Annotated in this window: 26 protein-coding genes; 12 read left to right on the top strand and 14 right to left on the bottom strand. The window is 51.7% G+C overall.

Annotated features, from left to right (window positions below):
- Positions 1-113: 113 nt before the first annotated feature.
- From ACUN8H_RS14180 to ACUN8H_RS14170, 3 genes are read left to right on the top strand one after another with little or no spacing between them, the layout of a single operon-like run.
- Positions 114-1,556 (top strand): HsdM family class I SAM-dependent methyltransferase, encoded by a 1,443-nt coding sequence (locus ACUN8H_RS14180; protein ID WP_445532721.1) that lies wholly within the window; start codon positions 114-116, stop codon positions 1,554-1,556.
- Positions 1,557-1,564: 8 nt separating this feature from the next.
- Complete coding sequence (locus ACUN8H_RS14175) at positions 1,565-2,980, top strand: hypothetical protein (protein ID WP_445532720.1); 1,416 nt, start codon at positions 1,565-1,567, stop codon at positions 2,978-2,980.
- Complete coding sequence (locus tag ACUN8H_RS14170) at positions 2,980-3,774, top strand: hypothetical protein (protein ID WP_445532719.1); 795 nt, start codon at positions 2,980-2,982, stop codon at positions 3,772-3,774. The genes ACUN8H_RS14175 and ACUN8H_RS14170 overlap by 1 nt, the downstream gene beginning before the upstream one ends.
- Before the next feature lie 223 nt (positions 3,775-3,997).
- On the opposite strand, the gene ACUN8H_RS14165 is transcribed toward ACUN8H_RS14170, so the two are convergent.
- The 8 genes from ACUN8H_RS14165 to ACUN8H_RS14130 form a co-directional block, all read right to left on the bottom strand.
- Positions 3,998-4,609 carry a lambda exonuclease family protein gene (locus tag ACUN8H_RS14165; protein WP_445532718.1) on the bottom strand — a complete coding sequence of 204 codons (612 nt, stop codon included), beginning with the start codon at positions 4,607-4,609 and terminating at the stop codon, positions 3,998-4,000.
- Positions 4,610-4,642: 33 nt separating this feature from the next.
- Positions 4,643-5,398 (bottom strand): ERF family protein, encoded by a 756-nt coding sequence (locus ACUN8H_RS14160; protein ID WP_445532717.1) that lies wholly within the window; start codon positions 5,396-5,398, stop codon positions 4,643-4,645.
- Positions 5,399-5,420: 22 nt separating this feature from the next.
- Positions 5,421-5,591 (bottom strand): hypothetical protein, encoded by a 171-nt coding sequence (locus tag ACUN8H_RS14155; RefSeq protein WP_445532716.1) that lies wholly within the window; start codon positions 5,589-5,591, stop codon positions 5,421-5,423.
- A 120-nt stretch (positions 5,592-5,711) separates the two neighbouring features.
- Entirely contained in the window at positions 5,712-6,680 is a 969-nt protein-coding gene (locus ACUN8H_RS14150; RefSeq protein ID WP_445532715.1) for a DUF932 domain-containing protein, read from the bottom strand.
- A gap of 87 nt (positions 6,681-6,767) precedes the next feature.
- Positions 6,768-7,106, bottom strand: coding sequence for a hypothetical protein (locus tag ACUN8H_RS14145; RefSeq protein WP_445532714.1), 339 nt, complete (start codon positions 7,104-7,106; stop codon positions 6,768-6,770).
- Positions 7,107-7,243: 137 nt separating this feature from the next.
- Complete coding sequence (locus ACUN8H_RS14140) at positions 7,244-8,149, bottom strand: cation diffusion facilitator family transporter (protein WP_445532713.1); 906 nt, start codon at positions 8,147-8,149, stop codon at positions 7,244-7,246.
- Between the two features lie 263 nt (positions 8,150-8,412).
- Entirely contained in the window at positions 8,413-9,813 is a 1,401-nt protein-coding gene (locus ACUN8H_RS14135; RefSeq protein ID WP_445532712.1) for an ATP-binding protein, read from the bottom strand.
- Positions 9,810-10,472: a response regulator gene (locus ACUN8H_RS14130; protein ID WP_445532711.1), complete on the bottom strand. Its 663-nt coding sequence runs from the start codon at positions 10,470-10,472 to the stop codon at positions 9,810-9,812. Before ACUN8H_RS14130 ends, ACUN8H_RS14135 begins: the two co-directional genes overlap by 4 nt.
- A gap of 292 nt (positions 10,473-10,764) precedes the next feature.
- Here ACUN8H_RS14130 and ACUN8H_RS14125 point away from each other — a divergent pair, with 292 nt between their 5' ends.
- From ACUN8H_RS14125 to ACUN8H_RS14100, 6 genes are all read left to right on the top strand, one after another.
- Positions 10,765-11,958 carry a glycosyltransferase family 9 protein gene (locus tag ACUN8H_RS14125; protein WP_445532710.1) on the top strand — a complete coding sequence of 398 codons (1,194 nt, stop codon included), beginning with the start codon at positions 10,765-10,767 and terminating at the stop codon, positions 11,956-11,958.
- Between the two features lie 74 nt (positions 11,959-12,032).
- Entirely contained in the window at positions 12,033-12,410 is a 378-nt protein-coding gene (locus ACUN8H_RS14120; RefSeq protein ID WP_445532709.1) for a diacylglycerol kinase, read from the top strand.
- Positions 12,392-13,078, top strand: coding sequence for a phosphatase PAP2 family protein (locus tag ACUN8H_RS14115; protein WP_445532708.1), 687 nt, complete (start codon positions 12,392-12,394; stop codon positions 13,076-13,078). Before ACUN8H_RS14120 ends, ACUN8H_RS14115 begins: the two co-directional genes overlap by 19 nt.
- Before the next feature lie 24 nt (positions 13,079-13,102).
- A complete protein-coding gene (locus tag ACUN8H_RS14110; protein ID WP_445532707.1) occupies positions 13,103-14,770 on the top strand; it encodes a phosphoethanolamine transferase in 1,668 nt (555 codons plus the stop codon).
- Positions 14,771-14,845: 75 nt separating this feature from the next.
- Positions 14,846-15,214, top strand: coding sequence for a hypothetical protein (locus ACUN8H_RS14105; protein WP_445532706.1), 369 nt, complete (start codon positions 14,846-14,848; stop codon positions 15,212-15,214).
- Positions 15,215-15,466: 252 nt separating this feature from the next.
- On the top strand, positions 15,467-16,027 hold the full coding sequence (locus tag ACUN8H_RS14100) for a manganese efflux pump MntP (RefSeq protein ID WP_445532705.1): 561 nt from the start codon (positions 15,467-15,469) through the stop codon (positions 16,025-16,027).
- Between the two features lie 173 nt (positions 16,028-16,200).
- On the opposite strand, the gene ACUN8H_RS14095 is transcribed toward ACUN8H_RS14100, so the two are convergent.
- Positions 16,201-17,424, bottom strand: coding sequence for a tyrosine-type recombinase/integrase (locus ACUN8H_RS14095; RefSeq protein WP_445532704.1), 1,224 nt, complete (start codon positions 17,422-17,424; stop codon positions 16,201-16,203).
- Positions 17,425-17,669: 245 nt separating this feature from the next.
- The gene (locus ACUN8H_RS14090; RefSeq protein WP_445532703.1) at positions 17,670-18,548 is read right to left on the bottom strand and encodes a YicC/YloC family endoribonuclease; all 879 of its coding nucleotides are present in this window, start codon (positions 18,546-18,548) and stop codon (positions 17,670-17,672) included.
- Positions 18,549-18,707: 159 nt separating this feature from the next.
- On the opposite strand from ACUN8H_RS14090, the gene rph reads away from it, so the two are divergent.
- Positions 18,708-19,430, top strand: a complete 723-nt coding sequence (rph, locus tag ACUN8H_RS14085) for a ribonuclease PH (RefSeq protein ID WP_445532816.1) — start codon at positions 18,708-18,710, stop codon at positions 19,428-19,430.
- A gap of 101 nt (positions 19,431-19,531) precedes the next feature.
- Here the strand turns inward: rph and ACUN8H_RS14080 are convergent, their stop codons facing one another.
- On the bottom strand, positions 19,532-20,299 hold the full coding sequence (locus ACUN8H_RS14080; protein ID WP_008959049.1) for an exodeoxyribonuclease III: 768 nt from the start codon (positions 20,297-20,299) through the stop codon (positions 19,532-19,534).
- A gap of 140 nt (positions 20,300-20,439) precedes the next feature.
- Here ACUN8H_RS14080 and pyrE point away from each other — a divergent pair, with 140 nt between their 5' ends.
- Positions 20,440-21,105, top strand: coding sequence for an orotate phosphoribosyltransferase (gene pyrE / locus ACUN8H_RS14075; protein ID WP_445532702.1), 666 nt, complete (start codon positions 20,440-20,442; stop codon positions 21,103-21,105).
- Here pyrE and ACUN8H_RS14070 read toward each other — a convergent pair whose 3' ends face one another.
- Positions 21,106-21,576 (bottom strand): tRNA (cytidine(34)-2'-O)-methyltransferase, encoded by a 471-nt coding sequence (locus ACUN8H_RS14070; RefSeq protein WP_445532701.1) that lies wholly within the window; start codon positions 21,574-21,576, stop codon positions 21,106-21,108.
- 99 nt (positions 21,577-21,675) lie between these two features.
- On the opposite strand from ACUN8H_RS14070, the gene rep reads away from it, so the two are divergent.
- Positions 21,676-23,745 carry a DNA helicase Rep gene (rep, locus tag ACUN8H_RS14065; protein ID WP_445532700.1) on the top strand — a complete coding sequence of 690 codons (2,070 nt, stop codon included), beginning with the start codon at positions 21,676-21,678 and terminating at the stop codon, positions 23,743-23,745.
- 89 nt (positions 23,746-23,834) lie between these two features.
- Here rep and ACUN8H_RS14060 read toward each other — a convergent pair whose 3' ends face one another.
- The gene (locus ACUN8H_RS14060; protein ID WP_445532699.1) at positions 23,835-24,698 is read right to left on the bottom strand and encodes a c-type cytochrome; all 864 of its coding nucleotides are present in this window, start codon (positions 24,696-24,698) and stop codon (positions 23,835-23,837) included.
- Between the two features lie 189 nt (positions 24,699-24,887).
- Entirely contained in the window at positions 24,888-25,838 is a 951-nt protein-coding gene (locus ACUN8H_RS14055; protein WP_445532698.1) for a GNAT family N-acetyltransferase, read from the bottom strand.
- Between the last annotated feature and the right edge of the window lie 84 nt (positions 25,839-25,922).

Genomic DNA, 25,922 nt, shown 5'->3' with positions numbered 1-25,922 from the left:
ATCTACCGCGAGCGAGCCAAACGATCGAGGATATCGTCGATCAGCCTTGGACTATTCAGACCCTAATTGACAATGAAAACGAACGGGAACGCGAAGGTACAAAGGCTCGCTCGTTGCGCGCATTGATCGAGGATATGGAAAACGAGGTGCTGGCCAATGCTGGCGTTGATGTTTTTGAGGAAGTATTCAAGCTAATTTTTACAAAGCTCTATGATGAAATGGCCACTCATCGCGGCCAGCATCCATACCTGCGCTTCCGCAACACCAATACCGCTGCTCAACTCAAGCGCTCTATACAAGACTTGTTCGATGAAGCAAAGCTGAAATGGCCCGGTGTGTTCCTTGAAGATGAGCGCATTCGTCTTTCGCCTGATCATCTGCAAGTCTGCGTCGGATCACTCGAAGAATGGAAGCTATTCAACTCCAACCTAGACGTAATTGACGACGCCTTTGAATATCTCGTAAACAAATCTTCGAAGGGCGAGAAAGGTCAATACTTCACCCCGCGTTGGGTAATCGATATGTGTGTGAAAATGCTCCATCCGCAAGAGCATGAAACCGTAATCGATACCGCTTGCGGATCAGCAGGCTTCACAGTTCACGCTATGTTTCATGTCTGGCGCAATATCATTGCCGACATGGGGCTGCAAGAAAGCCATCTATTTACGATGGACCAGAAACCTGCTCGCTGCGAAGACTATGTGCGGAGTAAAGTGTTCGCCATTGACTTCGATGAGAAGTCAGTCCGTGTTTCGCGCTGCTTGAATCTAATTGCGGGTGATGGCGAAACCAACGTTCTGCACCTAAATACCCTCGACTGGACCAAGTGGGACGAGACGGTGAAACAGGACGAATGGGCCGATACCTATGGCGAGGGCTGGCGACGCCTACGCAAGCTACGGGCTAGCGCGAGACAGACTGACTACCGGCAGTTCGGCTTCGACGTCCTGATGGCCAATCCTCCTTTCGCGGGAGATATCAAACAGTCCGAAATGTTATCGCCTTACGACCTGGCTCATAAGAAGACGGGCAAGCAGGATCGTTCGGTGAGCCGTGACCTGCTCTTCGTCGAGCGCAATCTGGATTTTTTGAAACCAGGCGGGCGTATGGCCGTGGTGTTGCCGCAGGGCAGGTTTAATAACTCAACCGACCAGAGATTGCGCGAGTTCATCATGGAACGCTGTCGTGTTCTTGCGGTGGTGGGGCTACACCCGAATACCTTCAAGCCACACACTGGTACCAAGACCAGCGTGCTGTTCGTACAGAAGTGGAACGACGATTCCTCCGTAGGGCCACTCTGCCCAAAGGTGGACGACTACAACATCTTCTTCGCCACACAGCAGGTCGAAAGCGTTAACAATTCGGGCGAAAAGGTCTATGTGCGTCGCGAGGATGGATCGCCAATGCGTGACACGCATGGACACTTCATCGTTGCACATGACCTCTATAATCATGATGGTTTTACAAAAGATGGAATAGCCGAGGCCTTCCAAGAGTTCGCCGCACAGGAGGAGTTCAGTTTTTTTCGCCTCGCCCTTTCGACAGTGACCGTCTAAGCGCACTGTTGGAGGGGCTGGAAGCCTCAGTAATTTCTTTATCAAATGTCGAGCATGACAACGGCAAAACACGGATTGACAGTGGTTATTTTTCAAAGATAGCTATCGTTGCAGAGCGGAGGATTGAAGCATTACCAAACCGTAAATTAGGTGAAATCTCATCCACTTTTCGGAAGGGAATCTTTGATATAAAGGCTGATACCTATGTAGAACCCCATAGCGGAGTTCAGTTTTTGCGAATTGGTGACTTGAGGAATGGACTTATTCGTAAGACTTCAACTGCATGGATTGACCGATTAGCACATGAGACGGAACGTAAAACCGCGCTAAAGTATGGCGATTTAGTGCTGTCAAAAACTGCTTACCCAGCTGCGGCATTCGTAAATATTGCAGAGTGCAATACAAGCCAAGACACTATTGCGGTTAGACTAAATGCTGAAGGTAAAAAAAATTTCCGCACAGGCTTCATTTCTTCCTTTTTGAATACACGTCACGGTTACGCACTGATGGAGCGGCGTTTTCAAGGTAATGTACAACAGCACCTTTCTCTTGAGGATGGGAAGGCAATTCGAATTCCACTATTTTCGATTGCTCTACAGGAGCGGGTACACGCACTTGTTGTAGATGCCGATAGGAAAGGTAACGATGTAGCCTTTTTCCAACAAAAAGCTGAAGAAACTTTGTTTGCAGCGCTTGGGCTGGAAAACTGGACGCCGCAGGAACCACTCAGCTATACCGCCTGTGCTAGCGATTCTCTCGCTGCTGGGCGCTGGGATGCACAATATTTCCGCCCCTTGTTCGATGAAGTCGAACAACGACTTACAGTGACCGGTAGGGCCGTAAAACTGGGCAAAATTCTAGATATCAACAGTCGAGGCCGGCAGCCAAAATATACAGAAGAAGGGTTGTCAGTAGTTAACTCGAAACACGTTCGCACCAATAAAGTGATGATTGACGATGAAAACCGTATGGCCATGGAGGCTGACTCACCCGTGGTCATCGAAAAGGGCGATGTTTTACTTAACGGAACAGGTGTCGGCACAATTGGTCGAGCCGCCGCCTATCTCCATGATCAAAGGGCTCTGCCTGACAATCATGTGACTGTTCTTCGCTCCGATCGCGTCGATCCAATCTACCTCGCTGTGTTCCTGAACAGCCAACTTGGACAGTTGCAAATCGAGCGACACATCAAAGGGTCATCAGGGCAAATTGAGCTCTATCCGAATGATATTGCCAAAATAGTGTTCTGGGACGCACCTGATCACGTGCAGACAGAAATTCGCGAGGCTGTCCTGTCAGCTTTCAATCAGGAGCGACGCGCTAAAGAACTTCTGGAAGCCGCAAAGCGTGCCGTTGAGATAGCTATTGAGGACGGCGAAGCCACTGCACTGGCATTCCTCGGAGCAGCCGAGGAGGCAGACTAATGGCTCTTCCACCACATGCTCAGGAATGGCTAGAACGGGCCGAGATCGACTACATTGGGCCCTTCGTTAAGGCGTGGGCTGCGTTCAACGCTTGGTATCGACATGCCAGCGGACAGTCGAAAGAGCGCGCCATGCTCAATTTCGCTATTAATGATAATAACAGCCGTCTGCGGCGCCGGGTTTTGCCTCTACTAGAAAACAACAACACCACTGCGGAAGCAGAGCGGCTCAAGCAGGCGATATGCGACCTTCAGTTGCAGCTTGATGCAATCCAGTGGGAGGTGTCGCCCAAGGGCAATATTGAGCGCGTATCGCTGCGGGAAGTTTGTATCGCACCGAAGCATCTACAGTACGAGCAAAGTGAACGAAACGGGCAACGTTTCCTTGCTCGCAAGATACAAGGCGGGCATATAGAGATCACAGTGACGTCTTTGAGCACTGGTAATGTGAAGTTTCATTTCCATCAAGAACGCTATGATCCCGCTACAGCTTACGCAGAACAACAGTTTACAGCGAACCTATCGAATGCACAGCAGCTTCGGTTGCGGGAATTCTATGACGCCTGCAATCCAAGGCCTATGGTCGACCTAGTGCAGGGTAGCGGTCCTCAGTTGCAGATATCGTCAATGCAGTTTCAGTGCATCACCGAAGATCTTTTGGCTGGGCTGGTCGAGACACTTTATGCCATGCGAAACGCCCTACTGCACGGAGAAGTCGATCCCGATGAACAGGTATTGGCCTGCTACGAACCAGCCTATCGCATCATCACATGCTTTCTACAGTCAATTAGATGAAAAAAGCGCTGCAAAATCTTCTGCGTGGTATCAATCAATGAAGTGGTGGCTGAAAGCGAATTTTAATGAGGGCTTTAGTTATGCACTTTGCTGAGTTATCGAGGGAGAATTTGGTTTCATATTTGGATAACTTAATTTCCAATCTTGGCAGCCTACTTTGACAAAAATATAAGTTGCCAGTGGTGCCCTCTCGGGCACCACTGCTTCTTGTAAACGCACCGCCTCATACCGCCATTACTTGGCTTATGCGACGTTCCATCTCTTCATGGAATCGCTCGACCCGCTCGGCGATGGTGCGAATCATGATGTCGTCACGGTAGGCACGTTTGATAAACAGCGGCATGCCCGGCCAATAGCTGACAAAGTCGATCCATTCCCGCTCGCTGACCCATAGGCCACCCTGGCATTGAGGTATGTGCTCATCGGGTATTTCTCCATTCAACAGCACTTCGATTTGGAACTTGGGTAGCTTAGTTTTGATTTCTAGCAGGCCGTTAGCGCCTACCAAGCTGTCAGGCGAGTAACCCACGTTGTGGTTAAGGATGATGCCCACTTCGTGTGGCTTGGGTTCGCCAGTGGTATCGCAGTAGAGCGCACGAGCCACGCCTTCCAGCGTATGCCCACGCCGGGTATGGGCATTGCCTTGAAACGGCTCGACCAGTTCTCCGGTAATTCGCTCACCGATTAACTGGTGCATGTAGGTAATCGCCCCAGTACCCAACCCGCCTGGGCCTTTACCCTGCACTAGCAATGCTTTCAGCTCCGACATGGTGACGCGACCTAGCCGCGCCGCCAGCCACTCTGGGGTGCCTTGCTCCATGGTAAGCACTTGCATGGATGCCTCCTGCCATAAGGGGTAGAGCGTTGGTTACTTAACCGACCGCTTAGAAAGTGAGGCGCGTAGCTTGTCGAAGTCAGTCTGGGGGACTTGCACGGCTGAACCGTATTTACCACTGAACCATTCCTGAGTCGTGGCAGGGCACTGGCTAATCAGCCGCTGGATCTGTCCCGCCTGAAAGGGTGTTACTAGCTTGGTAGCGGATTTAGTACTGGATTTACCGTTGTCGTCCTGGCCCCGTGTGGTGATGTTGAGTAGGGCGCATAGTACGTAGCGCTTGCCATAGCTGGTGGAAGAGCCAAACGCCTGCACCGCGTTCTTGTTACCGCTTATATCGGCAGGCAGCAGCATGCTGGTCTCTTCACGGTGGCCATCCTTATGCATCAGCACACCGGTCACCTCTATGCCGCGCTCCTGCGTCTGAATACGAAAACTCACCGCAAAGCCGTGTTTCTGCATAATGGGACGCACGGTATCGACGATATCCTCCAAGGTGGCATAGCAGCCGTTGTTAGCCTGCCCGCGCTCCTCAATGCTGGGGAGTTCGGTCTGCATGGCTGCCATGGCCGCGCTATAGGCCATCATGGCCTGGCGATCCATTACCCGTTCCTGCATCTGTAGCAAGCGTTCCATCTTGTCGATATCGACGTCGGGGTTGAGTGCGGCACGCTCAATCACCTGGATAATAGCCGTGCTCTCAGTGAGGTGGGGAGTAGGTTCTGCAGGAACGGCTTGTAAAGAGGATGCAGACGTCTCGTGATTTACCACATTAGCTTTGGTGGCCATGACAAGGCTCCTTCAATAGGGGTTAAAGATCGGCGGGAAGTTCATGCGGGGGAACGGGGCATAAGTGCAGCTCGGTGCGATACAGCTGTCCTTTTGCCATCACGTAGGTTTCGGCATAGGTTTGTTCCTGAGTGAGCAGCCGTTCCGTCAGCTGGGTTAATGCGATATCTAAATCGGGGCTAAGAGAGGCCATGATGTGCTCCACGTAAAAGCAAAAAGCCCAGCCTGTTAGGGGCTGGGCTTATCGCGCTATCCAATGAGAGGTAGGACAAAAACTAAGAAAATTAGCAGTAAAATAATGAGAAACAGCATGTCAACTGACCAGGGCAAGGGCTGTTTGCAATGCCTCCTGCTTCAGCTGAGCCCCCTGGCCAAACCACGCAGAATCCAATCGGGTATCGTTGCTACGCGCACGCTTGTCGTGATCCACGTACTCGGTGACCGCATTAAGCAGGCCCCAAGCGGTGTCTTTGGCTGTGTCGAGGTGTGACCCGCGGCCTTCGCCGTGGTAGAGCTTCTGCACCTTGTTGAGTGCGCGGTAATTGGGCAGTTTGGAGGGATCGTCTATTGGTTTATCGATACCGCAGAGCACCGACTGAAAATACTGCTGAGCTTCGCGGTGGTCGATCTTACGTTCCGCTAACGCCTTCATGCGGTACATAAAGTCGTTCCACTGGAAAACAGAAATACCCAACTGGCTTTTTACTGCTCGAGGATCGAACTCCGTTCGGTGGGGTACCTTCACCGCATGCGACGTGCCATCCACGGCAATCTGCAGTGTGTTGTTACACACCACACGCACCGTGGTGGGTGTCGCCATGGTGGCCAGCGTGCCGTCACAGGACGTTGCCAACAGCAGGTAGTCGTTGACCTCATCTTGGCCTTTCAGGGAAGTGCTTAAGGCACTGCGTGCCAGGGCCCAAAATTTACGCCCGCCTTTCAGCACGCCAGCGGTTTCCAGTTCATACCCGGCGTATTCCGTCAGGTCACGGTAAAACTCCAGAATCTCCTCGGGCTGCACCACCTTATAACGCTGTGATACCACCGATAACGGCGCCTTGGTATCCGAGCGGTAGAGCACCTTCTGCTCAGGAAACGAGTGGATACTGCCCAGGTGGCTGGCACCCTCGGCAATAAAGCGCACCGGGGCTTCCTCAATGTGCCAGTCCATTCCGGCCTGTTGCTGCCAGACTTCTAACGGTTGTTGACGTGATAGCTGTTGCCCCAGGCCGTGCCAAGGGGTAGCGCCAACGTAGGCCATTTGTTCAACGAGATGAGCCATGGGTAATTCTCCAAACATAAAAAAAGCGCTGACAAAAGCCAGCGCTATGGGGTGAGTAAGTAAAAGGCAAAACCAAACAGGCGCTACTCAGTGAGCGGCGGCCAAAGGGGGATAGGACGGTCGAAAGATGTGCCCACAGGCAAGGCACAGCCAGGGGGTACCGGCGCCGGGTGGCAGCCACTGGGCAAATAAAGACGACGTTACCCGGACGCCTGACTTCCCACCGGCAACCGCACCGACTATGGCAGCAGGGAGTTTAGCGAGTGGAAAACGCGCCGTTGCCAGTGAAAGCGTTTGGGTAGCCGCGGTAGCACGTAAGGCGCCAATCGCACCGCCCACTAGGCACCCGCTGACAACGCCAATGCGTTGGGCGGTATCAAGATTAACCAGGCGGGTAGCGGCACAGCGTTTACATGGTGGGGGCATTGGCAATACTCCTATGCGTCACGAAGCGATTCGTGGGGTGGATTCATAGGAGTGATATAGATCTTAAAATAATTGGCGTTGACCTTGATACTGTTGCTGCTAAGTGCAGCCAAACAGGGCCACCTGTCGGTTGTTCCCTATTTTAAATCACCAGCTCCACAATCAGGATCGGCATCGCAAGCTTGGTTGATAGTGGCATTCTCGGGTTGTAGAGTACTGTGTTCAATATCGAAGCGCTCCCGCAAGATCGTCTGCAGCTGCGGCAGGATTTCTTCCCATCGCTCCATGGCTTCCACATCGATATGCGCCGCTAAAGCCTGGCTGCTTGATGACAGGCTCCAAATATGCAGGTCATGAACAGCACAGACACCGCTGATCCGGACTAGAGCGGTGTTGACTTCATGCGCATTAACTCCTTTTGGTACGCCTTCCATCAGCACGTTCGTCACCTCAATCAGCAGTCGAATGGAGGAGACAAGAATCAAGAAGCTGACAAAAAGAGACAAAATCGGATCCGCAATGGGCGGACCGCCCAGATAAATGATTGACCCAGCAACCAGTGCAGCAACTGAGCCAAGCAAGTCTCCCATCACGTGCAGAAGCGCTCCGCGAACGTTTATGGTCTGTTCTCCACGCATCAGCACCCAAGCCACTACGATATTCACTAGCAAGCCAAGCCCGCCGATCGCCAAAACCATGCCACCAGCAACGGATGGTGTATCTGCCATGCGGCGGATTGCCTCGTAGGCAATGAATACAATCACCCCGAACATAAACAGCACGTTGAACAGGGCGCCGAGAGTTTCCGCGCGCTTGAGTCCAAAGGAGTGCTGACGCGATGCAGGCTTCTTGGCCAGCCAGGCTGCGAAGGCGCCTATCCCTAGCGATAGTGAATCGGTAAGCATGTGACCAGCGTCCGACAACAAGGCAAGCGAATCAGCTATCAGGCCACCGAATACTTCGACAACTGCAAAACCGGTAGTGAAGACCAATGCGAACAACAAGGTTTTGCCACCATTATGACTGTGATTATGGTCTGACATGAATGCTTCCTTCGTGATTGGACAACGAGACTCATCTCTAGCCGATTGACACACTCTCTATTAGTCCATTAAGTCGATATATTTTGACACTTATGTAAGAAGCTTTCACAGAACCGCTTCGGCCTGCTCTAAATTTGCATTCTCTCGCTGACCGAAGATAACTTTGCAGTGGTTCAATAAATCCGGACGCCAATATAAGTGTGAATATTGTCAATGTTCACAAGGTATCTATTGACTAGAAAAATGCGATCTTTTACGCCAGTTCAAGTAGGAAGTTTCCACCTCACGCTTACCTCAAGCCCACTAGGCTTGCGGTTCGTGAGGGTGAGAATTGCTCGTTGGCGTTGAACTAACTCTGAGACAATCGATAAACCCAACCCGCTGCCGGTGGTGCTCTGCCCAGAAGCGCGCCTAAAGCGTTCAGTAACTTTATCCAGTAGTGCCTCGGGCAGTCCGGGGCCAGTGTCTCTCACAATAAGTTGAGGGGCTCCTTCCTCTAGTGACAACTCTACCTCTACATGACCACCTTCCAGGGTATAGCGTAAGGCGTTATCCAGGAGGTTACGAAAAAGAATGCCCACCTCGACTTCGTCGGCGCGAACCTCCAGCTGGTTTAAGCCTGTTAGCCTCAAGTGCTGATCTCGCTCTTCAGCGAGTGGCCATAGTTCTGCCATTAATTCAGCAATAATAGGATAGAGATCGATAGTAGTAGGTGAGGTTGTGGCCACTTGATCCAACCGAGCCAAAATAAGCAGTTGTTCTACCACCCGTTGAAGCCGCTCAACCCCGACATAAGCCTTTTGCAAGGATTGCTCTTCCCCTGCCTGCGCATTATCTAGGTGGATTCTCAACGCAGCCAAGGGAGTGCGTAATTCATGGGCCGCATCTGCAGTGAAGCGCCGCTCGCGCTCTAACGTGGCTTTCAACCGGGCGATAAAGTCGTTTAGCGATTGACGTAATCCATCAAGTTCTTGAGGAACCGGATTATCGATTTTACTTAGGTCGCGGGAAGAGCGGCCTTGCACCTGACTAGAAAGCGCTTGGATAGGCGCAATCCCCCGCCGGATAATACGGCTCATCAGCCAAAGAAGAAGAGGTAGCAAAAAAAGCATCGGCAATAAATTATTCCAGGTGATGCGCTCGACTACTTCATCATGAAACGAACCTCGCAGCCCCATGCTGATCCAGGTATCGGTGGTAATATCGAACATGCTAAAAACCCGCCAACGATGACCATCGTAGCTTTCCCAGCGAAATCCCTCCTCTAAAGGAGCGGGAAAAGGCCCTGCATCATTCCATTTGCCCCCTAACAGCCTGGGTGAGCCATCTGAATTCCAAAAACCTAGTACTAATTTAAGCTCTTCCTCGTGGTAAAGCTTGGGGCCTGATTCAGAAATACTCACGGGCACTGAGTTACCGTCGCGATATAGCTGAGCCGGATATTCTGGAAGGCCCATGCGCGAAGCTAGGCGAGCATAGTCGTCAATGGTCGCGTCTGGATCAAGTTGGCCAGCCACAATCCGGCTATGCAGACTGAGCTGAGTATCAAGAATTTCTTCTAACTCATGATCTGTGATTAAGTAGGCCGCGGTAAACGCGACGCCCCCGGCAACAACCAGGGCTATGGCCAGCGTGCGGAGTAGATAACGCCGTATCGATATCATTGCGCTTGACTATCCAACCGGTAGCCAATCCCGCGCACGTTAATGATCAGATGCTTTTCAAGCTTTTTACGCAGATGATGAATGTGAACCTCCACCGCATTGGACTCGACCTCTTCGCCCCAACCATAAAGCAGATTTTCCAAACGGGGACGAGACAGCACTCTGTCGGGGTGCCTGGCTAGCTCTAACAATAGAGCATACTCGCGTCGACCCAATTTTACGTCTTTGCCCCGCCAACTCACCGCATGACGCGCCTCATCAATACTCAGCGCTCCCAGTGTCAATACTTGCGAAGCGCGCCCCTCAGCGCGTCGCATGACGACACGCAAACGGGCAAGTAACTCCTTCAAGTTAAAAGGCTTGAGCACATAGTCATCCGCCCCCGCATCTAAACCGCCAATACGGTCTTCCATTGCGTCGCGGGCCGTCAAAATCAAAATAGGTAGAGTGGATTGCTGACGGAGTAAATGCAGTACCTGCATGCCGTCCATATCAGGCAGGCCAAGATCCAAAATAATCACACTGAATGTCTCGCTTTCGATAGCGCTGATTGCCTCGCGGCCAAGCATAAACCAATCGACCGTGTACCCCTCGCGTTCCAGCGCCGTTTTAATGCCATCCCCAAGCAAGGGATCATCTTCTATTAGCAGTGCACGCATGCTGCTCCCCCAATCTACAAACCGCTATCTTCGCCACCTAAACTTAAGCTTTTCTTAAATACGGCAACGTATCCCCCACAAAGCATACGCATCTGAATTCAACCAGTAAGTCAGCCACCCTTTTTTACAAACCTCTTACGCAGCTTAACTCTTCTTTAAGTTACTTAGGCTCAAGCTACCTCTTTCGCCATGGGCAAAGCCAAAGCAGCGCCTTCAATGGAGGTCATTTTGAATCTGCCTTGTGCCTGCCGTGGGCAGATCATTTTCTATTAACTGAACAGAGCGCCAGAGCATGCAATTACTAATGCTGATTAGAACAAACTCTTATTTAAAAATAATGGCTCATTTTTTAGAAAAAAGAATGAAGCGTTATTTGCTGGAAGGCATACGTTATATCCTCAAAGCGCCTGCCCCAGAAACCATTGACAGCCTTGTGGGCATAGAAAAAATTCTAATTATTCGCCCCAATTTTCGTCTAGGCAACGCGCTAATCAGTACCCCTGTCATCGATGCTTTTCGTGAACGTTTTCCTTCCGCGCGCATAGACTATTTAGCGACTGATAAAACATGGCCACTGTTGCATCAACGTCCTATTGATCATTTTTATTTACTGTCGAGAACCGCCATTCTTCGACCTTGGCAGTGTGTGGCGCTATTACGACGCCTAAGGTCTCAACGCTATGACCTAGCGGTACAAGTGAGCGGAGGATCAACGAGTGGCTTTATAGTGACTCGGTTAATAGGGGCAAGGTACAGCATGGGTTCACACAAAGGTCACCAGCGGTGGTACAGCATTGAGGCTGAAGGGAAATCACCACATGCCTACGATGCCATCGTTAATTTAGCACGCCCGCTCGGTGTGGCTTGCCGTAATCGGCCATTGCTCCAGCTAACGGAGCAGGAACACTTTCAAGCAATGACGAAGATCCAACAGCTAGTCAGCACTCATAGCGATCACTCATCAGGTCCTAGCTTTATTGCGCTTTTTGTCGGCGGGCATCAAAATAAACGTTGGCCGTTGGCATTTTGGCTAACGCTTATAGATGCCATAGAGGCCTGCGAAATACGTTATGTCGTATTCCTTGGGCCGGAGGAGTTTAAGCTTCTAGCACCTATTGAGCAGCGTTTGAAGTCATCGCTGTATGGTAGCTTATGCCCGCCGCTTCCTATCCGCCATTTTGCCGCCGTTCTAGAGCGTGCGCAATTACTCGTGACGCCAGACTCAGGGCCAATGCACTTAGCAGCAGCTCTCGATGTCGCCACCATTTCCCTGGTACGTCAGAAAAAGTCACTCGCCTTTGTACCACGAGAACCCTATGACACTATCCTGTGGCGCCCAGAGATCAGTACAGTAGTAGAAGCCATACAAGATAACCTTGACGGACAAAACGCAACGGCTCCCGTTCAATCGGCCTCGGCAACCAACCAACCAATACAGTGGGTAAGAACACCACCCAGCGCTGCCCCTTTGCATTCTAGCTACTGAATTAAAGCGCATAACTGTTCGTTAAGTTTAGCGCTTTATAGTGACCCTACTGTTACGTTATCGAGAGTACTGTCTTGCCTATTTCAACGACGTCAAAACCTAATGGCACGGGTGTCAAACGCATCTTCCGCGCTTCTATGAATGCAGTATCGGGTTTAAAAGCTTGTTGGATAAATGAGTCTGCTTTTAGACAAGAAGTGATGCTATGCCTCGTCCTCTACCCTTTTATATTTTTTGTTAATGCCACTTCCGTAGAAAAAGCATTGCTGTTTTCTTCACTCACCCTTGTAGTGATAGTTGAACTCATTAACTCCGCCATCGAAAGCACCATTGACCGTATCGGACGAGAACATAACGAACTTAGCGGGCGTGCTAAAGACATGGGAGCTGCCGCCGTCATGATGACCCTTTTTATGATGATGGGTGTCTGGCTATGCGTGCTGCTCTACTAAATGTTCTCAAACCTGTAGCATCCGCATGGCTTTTATTTCTAATCGCCATGTCGGTCTTCAGTATTTTAAAAATAGATTTTACGATAACTGACTTTATATATCGCTTTCAGGGTAATGCCTGGGCGTGGAAAGATACCTTGATTACCCAAGATGTTCTTCACAAAGGCGGTAAATGGCTAAGCTTAGCGATGGGTTTAGTCACACTCCTCCTTTTGATACTAAGCACCGTGGTAACTAGTCTTAAAGCGTATCGCACGCCTCTCTTATATCTTTTTTCCGCAACGCTTCTTTCAACGCTGCTCGTCGCAACGATTAAACACCTTGTAAACATGGAATGCCCTTGGGATTTAGTTCGCTATGGTGGGGAACGAGACTTTATTGGCTTGCTCAATACACGGCCTTCCTCAATGCCAGCATCCGCCTGCTTTCCCGCCGGTCATGCCAGCGCAGGCTATACGTGGATAGCCCTCTACTTCTTTTTTGCCGCCATACAGCCTCATTGGCGATGGGCAGGGCTTTCGCTGGGTTTAGGGCTTGGCCTTACGTATGGGATCACTCAACAGTTCCGCGGGGCGCACTTTCTCTCCCACGACCTCTGGACCGTCATGATTTGTTGGACCGTAAGCTTTGTCCTTTCAAGATTCTTATTACACCCCAGCGTTCATTAATCTTTTCATTCAGAGATCCTTTCGATGCGTCCTTTGCTATCACTGCCTTCAAATGTTGTTGGCACCGCTTGGCATTATCGCCCCACATTAAGCACGGAGCAGCTTGTCTTATGGGCAGTTGTCATATTCAGTGTTTTTTACAATGTCCCTTTTTGGCAACAAGCCTTTGCTGGCTATGACCCTCTTGCCGTCCAGACGTGGCTAACATTTGCCACTATGTTTTTGGTGATGACCTGTCTTAACTATTTAGCCTTCATTAGCATTGCTTTTCGAACGCTGGTAAAGCCATTATTGACCTTACTTTTTCTGATTGCCGCTTTCGTCAGTTACTTTACTAGCTATTACGGCACCTATTTTGATACTTCAATGTTAGACAACGTGCTTCAAACGGATACTAACGAGGCACAGGAGCTTCTTACATCCGGATTACTGATTCATTTAATGATCTTTTTCTGTTTGCCAACCATCATGATTTGGCGCGTTAAAATCACACAGTCAACTTGGAAGAAGGCAGTGTTGCGTCGCTTAGCTTACTGCCTTGCCTGCACTGCTATATTGCTGTTAGCAATTCTTTTATCTTACCAAGAAGTGTCGTCACTCATGCGCAACAATAAAGAGCTTCGCTACTTGGTGACCCCAGGTAACTATATTGTTTCGATGGCGCAGGCGCTTTCCAACCAACACGCATCCGCGAATACGGTGCGTTTCCCGGTGGGTGAGGACGCCCGTATCAGTTCACAAGCGGGTGACAAACCCACACTGCTCGTCATCGTGGTGGGCGAAACGGTGCGGGCGGCGAATTGGGGATTAAATGGTTATGAACGCCAAACCACACCCAAACTTGCCCAGCAGCCTGACGTTATCAATTTTTCAGATGTTTCCTCATGCGGTACAAGCACAGCGGTCTCATTACCCTGCATGTTTTCATTACCAGGGCGTGCCGATTACGCTAAATCGTATGCTCGGCAACATGAATCCTTGTTGGACGTATTAGCCCACGCCGGGTTAGATGTCACCTGGTTTGATAACCAGTCAGGCTGTAAAAGTGTCTGCGACGGAGTGACGACAAAAGCGCTCTCGCCAGAGGAGTATGCTTCTTTGTGTCAAGATGGGCGATGCTTGGATGAAGCACTGGTTCAAGCCTTGACCACGCAAATTAGCGGTACCTCAGCTGATCAGGTGGTTGTGCTGCATCAGCTAGGTAACCATGGCCCCAGCTATTACCAACGCTACCCTGATGACTACGAACGTTTTGTTCCCGCTTGCACCACCGCTGATTTAGCCAAGTGTTCAAGAGACGACATTACCAACAGCTACGACAATGCCATTCTGTATACCGACACTGTGTTGGATCAGGTGATTGAGATGTTAAAGCGTCAGGATGACTACGCAACTGCGATGATCTATCTCTCTGATCATGGTGAATCACTGGGTGAAAAAGGCATATATTTGCACGGCCTTCCCTATGCCATTGCTCCCGATGAACAGACTCATGTGCCTATGGTTTGGTGGCTTTCCAACTCATTTTCAAAGCAGCGAGGACTCGATACGGAGTGCTTACGGCAAGTCTCTGATCAAGCCGCTTCTCACGATAACTTATTTCACAGCGTGCTGGGGTTGCTTGGCTTAGCAACGGACGTATATCAACAGGCAGAAGATATTAGCCAAACGTGCCGGAGCCACGCCAATTAATGAATGCTTAAGTGATCGTTAAGTATTCCATGGCAAGCTGCTCTCCATTCTGCTCAATTATTCTGGTGTATGCACATGGTTTTATCGCTTCTATTGGACTCCAACCAAGGTTTTTGGAGACGGCTGCTACCCAAAAAAAAGGCAACAGCAGGAAGCTTGGTAGGCGGTGTCAATACCTCTATTCTTTCTGCTAAATGGCTTTCCTTTAGAGCCAGCGTTGTTTTAATTACTTTACTAGCGACTCTGCTGTGGCTAACCGGTATTGAAAACATCGAGATCATCATCGGCGTATTAAGTGTAACGTCAAATGGTATATCACAGTTACTTGAACGCCATTTTTCTGTCAGTGTATTGAAAATGGTTGAAAATGATTTGATAGATACGCTCGAAGTATTAGGAGCTGCAGGAGTTGGAACCTTAATAATTTTATATTTATTGGGTTAACATACTTAATGTACAATATTGAAAATAAAATTCACTTATTAATGCAACTAGGAAAAATAAAGATTAATGAAACATGATTAGCCTATGCTAAGTATCTTATACAAGACGAACTATATTTTTAACGTTTTGACTTGTTTATCTAGCCGGAAATGATAATGTTGGGAGCCTTTTAATACCCGACGAATTTACTCAAGTATAGCAGGCATATTGGGTGACTTGGTTTAGAGCGTCGGGTTTTCAGCAAGAGATGCCATGACATTTGCCACCATATTGATTTTGGCTTTTTCCATGTCGGCAGATGCCTTCGCTGCTTCCATCAGCAAAGGCGCTAAGCTACAAAAACCCTCGTTTCGGCACGCCATCAGCATTGGCCTGATATTTGGTACTATCGAGACCATAACCCCCCTGCTGGGCTGGTTGGCCGGGATAGCATCGCAGCGCTTTGTGCAGGCTTGGGATCACTGGGCTGCGTTCTCAATCTTATTGGTTATTGGTTTACATATGGTGTATTCGGGCCTATGCAAAGAAGACAAAATAGCCCAAGAAAAGCAAACACTATGGTTATTGATATTAACGGCTATTGCTACGAGTATTGATGCCATGGCCGTTGGTGCAAGCCTTGCCTTTATTGATGCCAATATCATCGCTACCAGCTTAGCTATTGGTTTAGCCACTACTGTCATGGCATCAATTGGTACTCTATTGGGCCACCAGTTTGGTAAATACGTTAGTCACTGGGCGGAACTAATCGGTGGGGTAGTGCTTATCGGCATCGGTTTTGGCGTGTTAGCCGAACATACTATCTTCTTATGATTAAAAAAAGTCGTTATCATTCATTGCATTGTTCAATATTAAAAAAAAGTGACAAAAAATGTATCTTTTAAAGTTAATAACAAAAATAAAGTGTAGCTAAAATAGCACTATGGGTTTCATAATGAGCGTAAGTGAATGCTGAAATCAATCTCTCAATGATATCTTTCACTTACTCAAGAATGCACTTTCATGGCAGACTTTATCAGCTCTGCCACCTTAATCAGGGCTTGTTTCCGCTCTTCGTAATAATCGTACCGATCATAGATACCTTCCACTCCTTTGATCTTGTGATTCAAGCAGCGCTCAGCAACATGCCCCGGCACACCTGCTTCAGCCAATAGACTGCGACAGGTACGCCGTAGGTCATGCACGGTAAACTCGGTGAGATCGCCCATTTTGTTCTCAGGCTGCTTCTGCTTGCCAGGCTCCTTACCAAAGAGCTTTGCAATGGCGCGATTCAGTGTGTCTTTGCCCATGTGGGGCTGCTTGCTGCTGCGGCGGCTAGGAAACACATAGGGCGATCCACAAGCACGCACCTTCAGCTCCTTCAGCCAAACGGTAGCTTGGGGAGGTAGAGGTATCGCTATCCCAACCCCAGATTTGCTACGTTCGCCAGGGAGATCCCAATTCGCATTGTTCAGTTCGAACTCTGACCACTTCGCTTCTGTCAGCTCTGTTTTGCGTACTCCTAAAACGACAAGCAGTGCGCAAGCTAGGTAGTTATCATAGGTAAAGCTAATACGGTTCTCTCTGAACACAGTAAACGCTTTACTGAGCTCATTGATGCTTAGTGCTCTGTCTCGGCTTTTTTCGACCCCACCCGCATCGTTGACGTTAAAAGCTGAGGCAGGGTTATAAGTAATCAGCCCTAGCTTAATGCCGTGGTTAAATAGCTGTTTCAAATACATCAAGGCATCATTTGCAATGGTTGGCCGACCGCTACTCGTCACCTTTCTGACGATGGCACGTACATCCATCGGGGTAACACTATCCAGCGTTAGCGAACCGATGGAGGGGGCAATATCCCTTTCAAATACGCGTTTCGGGATATTGGGATGCTTGAGTCGCTTTTCTAATTCCTGATGCCAATCATCGAATAGATCGTGCACAGTGCTGATCGTTACTTGCTCATCACGCCTACGTTCTGCAAGGGGATCGGTGCCGTTGCGAATAGCTTTCTGGGTCTCGACCACTTGTTCACGGGCTTCCGCTAGAGATAGCTGGGGATACTTACCCAGTGTCATTCCACGACGCTTACCCGCAAACGTATAGCGGCACATCCAGTAGGCAGCCCCTGCCTTAGGAATCATCAAGTACAAGCCGTTGCCATCACCATAGCGCCCTGGCTTAGATTCTCTGATCAATGACTGGACCTTCTTGGCAGTAAAGCTTCCCATCCTCCCTCCGCTAACGCTTCAATACCTATCCATTTTACGAAATATTTTCAATAATTTATGTCAAAAATGGGTAGTGATTTAACAGAATCATGCCTCATTAATGGGTAGCATGGCATTTTACTACCCATTTTACTACCCACTTGGCAGCGGCTTAAGCTGGAACTTGGTAGATAAGCATGGACAACGCCTGATATAAAATATATAAAAAACAATATTTTACATGAATTCTTAGACAAGCATAGATACTACTCAATATTCTGAATCTGCTCCCGCATCTGCTCGATCAACACCTTCAACTCCACCGCGCAGCGGGTCGTCTCAGCCACCACGGATTTTGATGAAAGCGTATTGGCTTCGCGGTTGAGCTCCTGCATCAGGAAATCCAGGCGGCGGCCTTTGGGGCCTTTCTGGGCGAGCTGGTGGCTTACTTCTTCGATATGCGCAGCCAAGCGGTCTAGCTCTTCGTCCACGTCGGCTTTTTGCGCCACCAGCACCAGTTCGGCTTCCAGGCGTTGCGGGTCGAGTTCTGTTTTGGCGACTTCCAGCCTTTCCAGCAGTTGGGCGCGTTGGCGCTCCAGAATCTGCGGGAGCAGGCTGCGTACGGTGGTCACTTGTTCGCTCACCGCGTCTAGGCGGGTGGTGATCATCTCGGCGAGCTTGTCGCCTTCACGGGCGCGGGCATCAATTAGCCCATCCAGCGCTTGGTTAAATAGCGCTTTGGCGGCGGCTTTGATGGCGTCTGGGTCGAGATGCTGGGTTTCCATCACGCCGGGCTGGTTGAGCAGCGCGAGTGTAGTGGGTGGCACCGCGCTGGGCACTTGCTGCTGAATGGCCGCGAGTGCATCGGCAATTTCTTTCAGGCGCTGGGCGTTCACCGCAGGCGCTTGCGCAGTGTCGGCGCTCTCAAACCTTACGCTGCACTCGACTTTGCCACGGGCTAAACGGGTGCGCAGCGCTTCGCGCAGTACTGGCTCTAGATCACGCAGGCTTTCTTGCAGGCGGAAATGGGGCTCTAAGTAGCGCTGGTTCACCGAGCGAATTTCCACCTGCAGGGTGCCGAAAGGAGCGGCCTGCTCGGTGCGGGCGAAGGCGGTCATGCTGTGTACGCGGCTGGGAGGGGCCATGTTTGATCCTGATAGTGAGCAACGGTGTATAAAGCATTGCCAACAGTCTACCCGATAGGCCAATCAGCGTACGCTCAGACGTGTACAATGGAGGGCTTTTCCTAGTTGTGCGTTTATTGAGAGGTACTATTTGTGAGCAGCGCTAAGCGTCCTGATGTTGTGCGTCCCAGCGGTCGCGAAGCCGACCAGCTCCGTGATATTCGCCTGACCCGCGATTACACCCGTCATGCGGAAGGCTCTGTGCTGGTGGAGTTTGGCGATACCAAAGTGCTGTGTAATGCCAGCGTAGAAGCCGGTGTGCCGCGCTGGCTGCGCGGTAAGAATCAAGGTTGGGTCACCGCTGAGTACGGTATGCTGCCCCGCGCCACTCACACCCGCAGTGGCCGTGAAGCGACCCGCGGCAAGCAAGGCGGCCGCACGCTGGAAATCCAGCGCTTGATTGGCCGCAGCCTGCGTGCCGCAGTGAATTTGAAGAAGCTGGGTGAGTTCACCATTACCGTGGATTGCGATGTAATCCAGGCCGATGGCGGTACCCGTACCGCAGCGATTACCGGGGGCTGTGTGGCGCTGATCGATGCGATCCGTTACCTGCAACGCGAGAAGAAGATCAAAGTCGACCCTTTCAAGCAGTTGGTAAGCGCTATTTCCGTGGGCATTTATAAAGGCGTGCCGGTGCTGGATCTGGACTACCCGGAAGACAGCAAAGCCGATACCGACCTGAACGTGGTAATGACCGAAAGCGGCGAGCTGATCGAAGTACAGGGCACCGCCGAAGCAGGTGCCTTCACCCGTGCCGAGCTAAACGGCATGCTCGATTTGGCCGAGAAGGCAGGCGATGCGTTACGTGATCATCAGCGTGAAGCGCTGGGTATTCGTGGCTAAAGATTAGCGCTTGCCACAAAGCAACAAGCCGACCCTTGGGTCGGCTTGTTGCTTATTACCACTTACTGACGGCGACGCGGGAAAAGTTCGTTGCCTAGCGCTTAGAGCGCCAGATCGTACTCAATGATCAGCGGTGCGAACTCGGAGAAGGTCGCATCGTAATCAATCCACGCGTCGACCACGTGGCGGCGGAAGTTGGGGCCGACTAACTGGTAATCGATCCGCCAGCCTTCCTGGCGCTCACGGGGTACATCTTGGTCAAGCTTTGGCCACCAGGTATATTCACCTGCATCGCGATTGATTTCGCGGAAGGTGTCGATAAAGCCGGTGGGGCCAAGCACCTGATCCATCCAGGCGCGCTCTTCCGGGCGGAAGCCTGAGGTCAGTTGATTGTCCGACCAGTTAGCCAAATCGACGGTTTTATGGGCAACATGCCAAGTACCACAGAGGATGTATTCGCGGCGTTTGCGCGACATCTTGGTGAGGTACTCTTGGTACTGCTCCATGAACGCCTGTTTGGCTTTCTGGTCACTTCCATCGGGCATCAAAAAAGAGACGATACTGAAGCGTTCATAATCCGCCTGCAGAAAACGCCCTTCATGATCACACTGAGGAAATCCCAGGCCATACATAATCGCCTTGGGAATTTTGCGGCAATAGAGTGCCACACCGGAGAAACCATCCTCTTCGGCATCCAGGAAGTAGCCTTCATAGCCTTCCGGATAGAGAATGTGGTCACCCAGTTCAAAACTTTTTGCCTTGATGTTCTGCACGCAGACCACGTCGACATCCTGCTGAGCCAGCCAGTCCAGGAAGCCACGATCAACGGCATCACGAATACCATTGACATTGATGCTGGCAATTTTCATAAATCGTCCCTTTTGCGTCGCTGCTGTATGATACCCGACGTTTAGACGTTTGGGTAAAGGCAGCGACTAAAACTTGCCATTTACCCATGTTTATTGTTGCTTTCGTGCCGATTTAAACCTACCGCCTAGTGAGGAAAGCCGTGGCTACCACTTTACAACCCTACCAGCGCGATTTCATTGCCTTTGCCATTGAACAAGGTGTGCTTAAGTTTGGTGAGTTTACGCTTAAATCCGGCCGTGTTAGCCCCTACTTTTTCAACGCTGGGCTGTTTCAAACCGGGCGCGCACTGGCCAAGTTGGGTCGCTTTTATGCCCAGGCCATTGACGATAGCGCCTTAAACGCTGATGTGCTGTTTGGCCCGGCGTATAAGGGCATTCCGCTGGCAGCAGTCACGGCGGCAGCGCTGGCCGACCATCACGACCGGGATATGCCCTATGCCTTTAACCGCAAAGAGGCTAAAACCCACGGTGAAGGCGGCAATATCGTGGGTGCCGAACTCGCTGGCGGTATTTTAATTATTGATGACGTTATCACCGCCGGTACCGCCATTCGCGAGGTGATGAGCCTGATCGAACAGAGTGGCGCTCACGCCGCCGGCGTCATCATTGCGCTAGACCGCCAAGAGCGCGGCCAGGGCGAGCAAAGTGCGATTCAGGAAGTACAGGCTCAATACGGTATGCCGGTCGTCAGCATCGTCACTTTAGAGCAAGTGCTTACTTACCTTGAAGAGCACGCCGGTGGGGAAATGCTCGCCTACGCCGAAGCCATCAGGGCGTATCGTGACCGCTACGGCATTGCCAATTGATTAGACTGACAGCGCGCCAGTGAAACCTTGCTGGCGCCACGCTTCGTAGCTCACAATAGCCACGGCGTTGGAAAGGTTCAGACTACGGTTATTGGGCTGCATGGGCAGGCGCAGTTTGTGCTCAGCGGTTAGCGCTTCGTGTACTTGGGGCGAGAGCCCAGCGGTTTCAGAGCCAAATAGCAGCACATCGCCCGGAGCAAAGTCGGCATCACTGTAGGTGCGCGTGCCTTTAGTGGTGATCGCCCAGATGCGCTGCCCCTGCATGGCCTGCTGAAAGGCGTTAAAATCCGCGTGGCGGGTCACGTTGTCAATATCACGGTAATCCAGCCCAGCACGGCGCAGCTTTTTCTCTTCCAGGTCGAAGCCAAGCGGCTCAATCAGGTGTAAACGGCAGCCATTGTTGGCGACCAAGCGCATGATATTACCCGTATTGGGCGCCATGCGCGGTTCAAAAAGCGCTACTTCAAACATCTCCACCTGCCTGTTTATTATGCCTTCGCCAAGCGGCTGATTGTACTTGAAACCGTACCTGAAACCGACTAGCAACTCTCGTAGAGGATGACCGACGCCATGACGCCTGCCACGCCCAAGAGCATTCTTAGCCGCATTAAAGGGCTAAACCCGCGCCAGCAGGAAGCCGTGCGCTACATCGATGGCCCTTGCTTGGTATTGGCGGGCGCCGGTTCCGGTAAAACCAGCGTGATTACCACCAAAATTGCCTATTTGGTGCAAGAGTGCGGGATGAGCGCGCGCAAAATCGCGGCGGTGACCTTTACCAACAAAGCCGCCCGGGAGATGAAAGAGCGTGTGGGCCAGATGCTCCACGGTAAAGAGGGCCACGGGCTGACGGTTTCCACCTTTCATACCCTGGGGCTGAATATTATTCGTGGCGAGCTTAAAACGCTGGGCTACAAGCCGGGCTTTTCGCTCTTCGACCCAGAAGACGCCAAGGCGCTGCTACGGGATTTGATGAACAAAGACGCCCAGGTGGATGCCGAGCAGATCAACGCCGTGCAGAGCAAAATTTCCACCTGGAAGAACGATTTAGTATTGCCCAGCGATGCGCTCTCCTTTGCCGCTGATGAAAATGAGCACTTTGCCGCGCGGGTGTATGAAGCCTACGTACGCCATTTAAAAGCCTACAACGCGGTGGATTTCGACGACCTGATTCTGCTGCCGGTGGTACTGCTCAAGAACGATCCGGAAGCGCTAGAGCGCTGGCGGCGCAAAATCCACTACATGCTGGTGGATGAGTATCAGGACACCAACGTTTCCCAGTACTTGCTGGTGAAGCTGCTGATGGCGGAGCGTCCCACCTTTACCGTGGTGGGCGACGATGACCAATCGATCTACGCCTGGCGCGGCGCTCGGCCTGAAAACCTGATTACCCTGGGGGAAGATTTCCCGCGCCTGAAAGTCATCAAGCTGGAACAAAACTACCGCTCTACCGCCACCATACTGCGCGCCGCCAATACGCTGATCGCCAATAACCCCCACGTTTACGAGAAGACGCTATGGTCCGACATGGGCGATGGTGCGGCCATTCGGGTAATCGTGAATCGTCATGAAGAGGCGGAGTCCGAGCGGGTCGCCAGCGAAATGCTCACGCGCAGGATCAAAGAGAAGGCCGAGTGGCGCGACTTTGCGGTGCTTTATCGCGGTAATTTTCAGGCGCGATTACTAGAGCTCAAGCTTCAGCACTATCAGATTCCTTACAAGCTCTCGGGCGGTACCTCGTTTTTCTCGCGCAACGAAATCAAAGACGCCATGGCCTACCTGCGCCTGTTGATTAATCCCGCCGACGATAACGCCTTTTTACGCATCGTTAACGTACCGCGCCGTGAAGTAGGCCCAGGAACGGTAGAGAAACTCGCCAACTACGCTACCGAACGCTCGATATCGCTGTTTGCCGCCTGCCACGAGCTTGGGTTGGAACAAGTACTGCCAACCCGAGCGACAGAGCGCTTAAGCCGCTTTACCCACTTTATTGATGGCGTGCGTAAACGTATGGATCAGGGCGATGCGATTGCCGCCATTCGCGACATGCTGCGAGACATGGATTACGAGGCGTGGCTGTATCAGAATGCCAGCGCGCCTACCGTCGCTGAACGGCGCATGGCCAACGTGTGGATTTTGATCGACCAGCTAGAGAAATCGCTTAACCGGGACCCGGAAGAGAGTACCGACTCCACCGATACCGAAACCGACGGCGTGGAAGCGGCCATTTCACGTTTGGTACTGCGCGATATTCTGGAGCAACAGGCGGAAGAGGATGATTCTGACCGAGTACAGCTGCTTACCATGCACGCCTCGAAAGGCCTTGAGTTCCCGCATGTTTATTTGATGGGGTTAGAGGAAGACCTGCTGCCCCACCGCAACGCCATTGAAGTAGGCACCGTGGAAGAGGAGCGGCGACTGGCCTATGTGGGGATTACCCGGGCACGGCGAACATTAACGCTTACCCTGGCGCGGCAACGTAAAGCTTACGGTGAGTTGATGGACTGCCAGCCGAGCCGCTTTTTAGACGAGCTGCCCGCGGAGGATTTAGAGTGGGAAGGCCGTGCGGATAAAGAGGACCCGGAGAAAAAGCAGGCCCGTGGTAAAGATGCCATTGCCGGGCTACGCTCACTGCTAGGGTGATCGACCATTAGACAGAAAAAACAGCCCACAGGGCGGTAGTCAAAACGCCCTGTGGATAAGTTATTTAAATGCTAGCGGTTGGCGACTGGTTATTGAGCTTCTGCCATTAAGTAATCAACTACGGCCATTACTTCTTCGTCGGACAGATTGGGGTTACCGCCTTTGGCGGGCATAGCGCCAATGCCGTTGATCGCGCTGGCGTAAAGCTCATCAGCACCCTTTTCCAAACGCGCCGCCCAGGCTTCTGAGTCACCTTTGGTTGGTGCACCGGCAACGCCACTATCGTGACACGCTGCACACCCAACGCTTGCGTAAAGCGCAGCGCCGTCCAGGTCGCTACCGCCACTCGCCGCTTCTTCGTTTGCTGAGGCGTCTTCTTCACTCGCAGCATCGTCGCTGGCTGCCATTGCTTCTTCAGCGGCTTCGCCACCTTCCGCAGCGGCGGTCTCTTCGGCGGCTCCTTCTTCCGGGGCAGCCTCTTCAGGTGCGGCTTCATCGCCACCACCTAATTCCGGCACTTCCATGACCGGTTCAACCATATAGGCTACCGCCGCTTCTACTTCTTGATCGGAAAGGCTGGCGTTACCGCCTTTCGGTGGCATCGCGCCAATACCATTAATGGCATGATCTACGAGTGTCGCAAAGCCTTGTTCGGTACGCGCTGCCCAGGCTTCTTCCTCGCCGCGGATGGGCGCGCCCGCCGCGCCGGACTCATGGCACGCACTACATACGTTGCCGTAAATACCTTCGCCGTCGATATCACCGCCACTGCTAGCGCTGTCGCCTGCAGGCGCGGCCGCCGTTCCACAGTCTTGGCCTTGTAAACAGAGTTGCCCTACCGGCGCTAAACGCTCGGCAATCGCATCACGTGCGGCGTCTTGAGCGTAAGCACCTGAAGTGCCCGCCATGAAGCCGAGGGCCGCCAGCCCGCTCATGATCAGCTTTGCTTTCACTCTCACCACCTCTTGAGTATTGTCATCAACCGTTTGTTCTTAACTTCTGCCTTAACCCCTGCGCGCGGCAGCGCCAATCTCTGAAAAGCACCGCTGAGACGCCAAGACGCGTGTATAGCGCTAGTATAACGGCAACGCAAAGCGCAAGAAAATGCTACTAAGCGCGCCTATGCCACCAATGACGACTATTTAGGCATTAATGAGGCCTTCACTCCTTTCGCCACCCCCTTTCCACGCTAATAAACGCTGTTGTGCATATTGCCTAAAACCCGCCTGCTGATAGAGCCGTTTGGCCGGTAAATTAACCTCATCTACCGCTAGAATGACTTCCTTAACGCCTGCCTGTTGAGCAACCGCCATCGCGCTATTCAACAACGCGCGGCCCAAACCAATGCCACGCCACTCAGGAATAAGCCCCATTAGCATAAGCTCCCAGCGGTTTAACAACGGACGCGGCGCCAGCAGCAAAACACCGACAAGGGCGTCTTGATAATAAACGACGTACCAGTGTAACGGGGCCTGGGGGTCTTGCTGGTGGAACCCGGCGAGCAACTCGTTTACCGAGAGTACGTCGCGCAGCGGAACACTATCTAGCGAATCATGCCCCACCGCGGCGAGTAAATTTATTTGTTCCGCTTGTGAAAACGCGCCTAGCGGCTGCAGTGTTAACGGTCTCGCTTCCTTCATCGCTAAACGGCAGTGAGTGCTGCCAATAAGATGCACCAAGCTGACCAAGCGCTGCATGCCGTGCTCAAGCAGTAGCGTCTCTGTTTCGGCTGCCTGAGGGGATAGTTCCAGGTGGCACAGGCGAATAGGCTGTTTCTCTACCCACGCATGGGCGGCACGCAGCAGCGCGCGGGCATGCGCGCCTGTCGCGTTGGGTAACCATAGCTGGGCCATGTTCATGGGCAGAGGCTGCACCCAAATAGCGCCCGTTAATTGCCCCGCGGTATCACTTACCCATAACCCTTCCCAGGCTTGATCTGGCGCGTTCATCATAGCCTTTACCGCCCCGCTGAGCGCTGATTGCAAGGCAGGGTCATGAGCAGCGGCTAAGCAGAGTAGCGCTTCTCTTCGTTGGCCTGGCGGGCAGGGAGACACATGACGGGTGCCTGAAAGAGGTTGGTGCGGTTTACCCAATGACGAAACTCCGACGCAGTGATAAAGCATGCTAAGTTATTCTCAGCCCATCCTGACGGTCTGAACCTGCTAGCGCTACTTTTT

The organism is Vreelandella sp. V005, from assembly GCF_052645115.1.
This window is presented reverse-complemented; position numbering and strand designations above follow the sequence as displayed.

Coding starts and splice junctions, on each gene's coding strand:
- ACUN8H_RS14165 (WP_445532718.1), bottom strand. CDS start 4,609: ATGCAAGTGCTTACCATGGAGCAAGGCACCCCAGAGTGGCTGGCGGCG.
- ACUN8H_RS14070 (WP_445532701.1), bottom strand. CDS start 21,576: ATGTTTGAAGTAGCGCTTTTTGAACCGCGCATGGCGCCCAATACGGGT.
- rep (WP_445532700.1), top strand. CDS start 21,676: ATGACGCCTGCCACGCCCAAGAGCATTCTTAGCCGCATTAAAGGGCTA.
- ACUN8H_RS14080 (WP_008959049.1), bottom strand. CDS start 20,299: ATGAAAATTGCCAGCATCAATGTCAATGGTATTCGTGATGCCGTTGAT.
- ACUN8H_RS14110 (WP_445532707.1), top strand. CDS start 13,103: ATGCGTCCTTTGCTATCACTGCCTTCAAATGTTGTTGGCACCGCTTGG.
- ACUN8H_RS14145 (WP_445532714.1), bottom strand. CDS start 7,106: ATGCCCCCACCATGTAAACGCTGTGCCGCTACCCGCCTGGTTAATCTT.
- ACUN8H_RS14155 (WP_445532716.1), bottom strand. CDS start 5,591: ATGGCCTCTCTTAGCCCCGATTTAGATATCGCATTAACCCAGCTGACG.
- ACUN8H_RS14105 (WP_445532706.1), top strand. CDS start 14,846: ATGGTTTTATCGCTTCTATTGGACTCCAACCAAGGTTTTTGGAGACGG.
- ACUN8H_RS14125 (WP_445532710.1), top strand. CDS start 10,765: ATGCAATTACTAATGCTGATTAGAACAAACTCTTATTTAAAAATAATG.
- ACUN8H_RS14135 (WP_445532712.1), bottom strand. CDS start 9,813: ATGATATCGATACGGCGTTATCTACTCCGCACGCTGGCCATAGCCCTG.
- ACUN8H_RS14160 (WP_445532717.1), bottom strand. CDS start 5,398: ATGGCCACCAAAGCTAATGTGGTAAATCACGAGACGTCTGCATCCTCT.
- ACUN8H_RS14115 (WP_445532708.1), top strand. CDS start 12,392: ATGCGTGCTGCTCTACTAAATGTTCTCAAACCTGTAGCATCCGCATGG.
- ACUN8H_RS14140 (WP_445532713.1), bottom strand. CDS start 8,149: ATGTCAGACCATAATCACAGTCATAATGGTGGCAAAACCTTGTTGTTC.
- ACUN8H_RS14130 (WP_445532711.1), bottom strand. CDS start 10,472: ATGCGTGCACTGCTAATAGAAGATGATCCCTTGCTTGGGGATGGCATT.
- ACUN8H_RS14170 (WP_445532719.1), top strand. CDS start 2,980: ATGGCTCTTCCACCACATGCTCAGGAATGGCTAGAACGGGCCGAGATC.
- ACUN8H_RS14095 (WP_445532704.1), bottom strand. CDS start 17,424: ATGGGAAGCTTTACTGCCAAGAAGGTCCAGTCATTGATCAGAGAATCT.
- ACUN8H_RS14090 (WP_445532703.1), bottom strand. CDS start 18,548: ATGGCCCCTCCCAGCCGCGTACACAGCATGACCGCCTTCGCCCGCACC.
- ACUN8H_RS14150 (WP_445532715.1), bottom strand. CDS start 6,680: ATGGCTCATCTCGTTGAACAAATGGCCTACGTTGGCGCTACCCCTTGG.
- ACUN8H_RS14100 (WP_445532705.1), top strand. CDS start 15,467: ATGACATTTGCCACCATATTGATTTTGGCTTTTTCCATGTCGGCAGAT.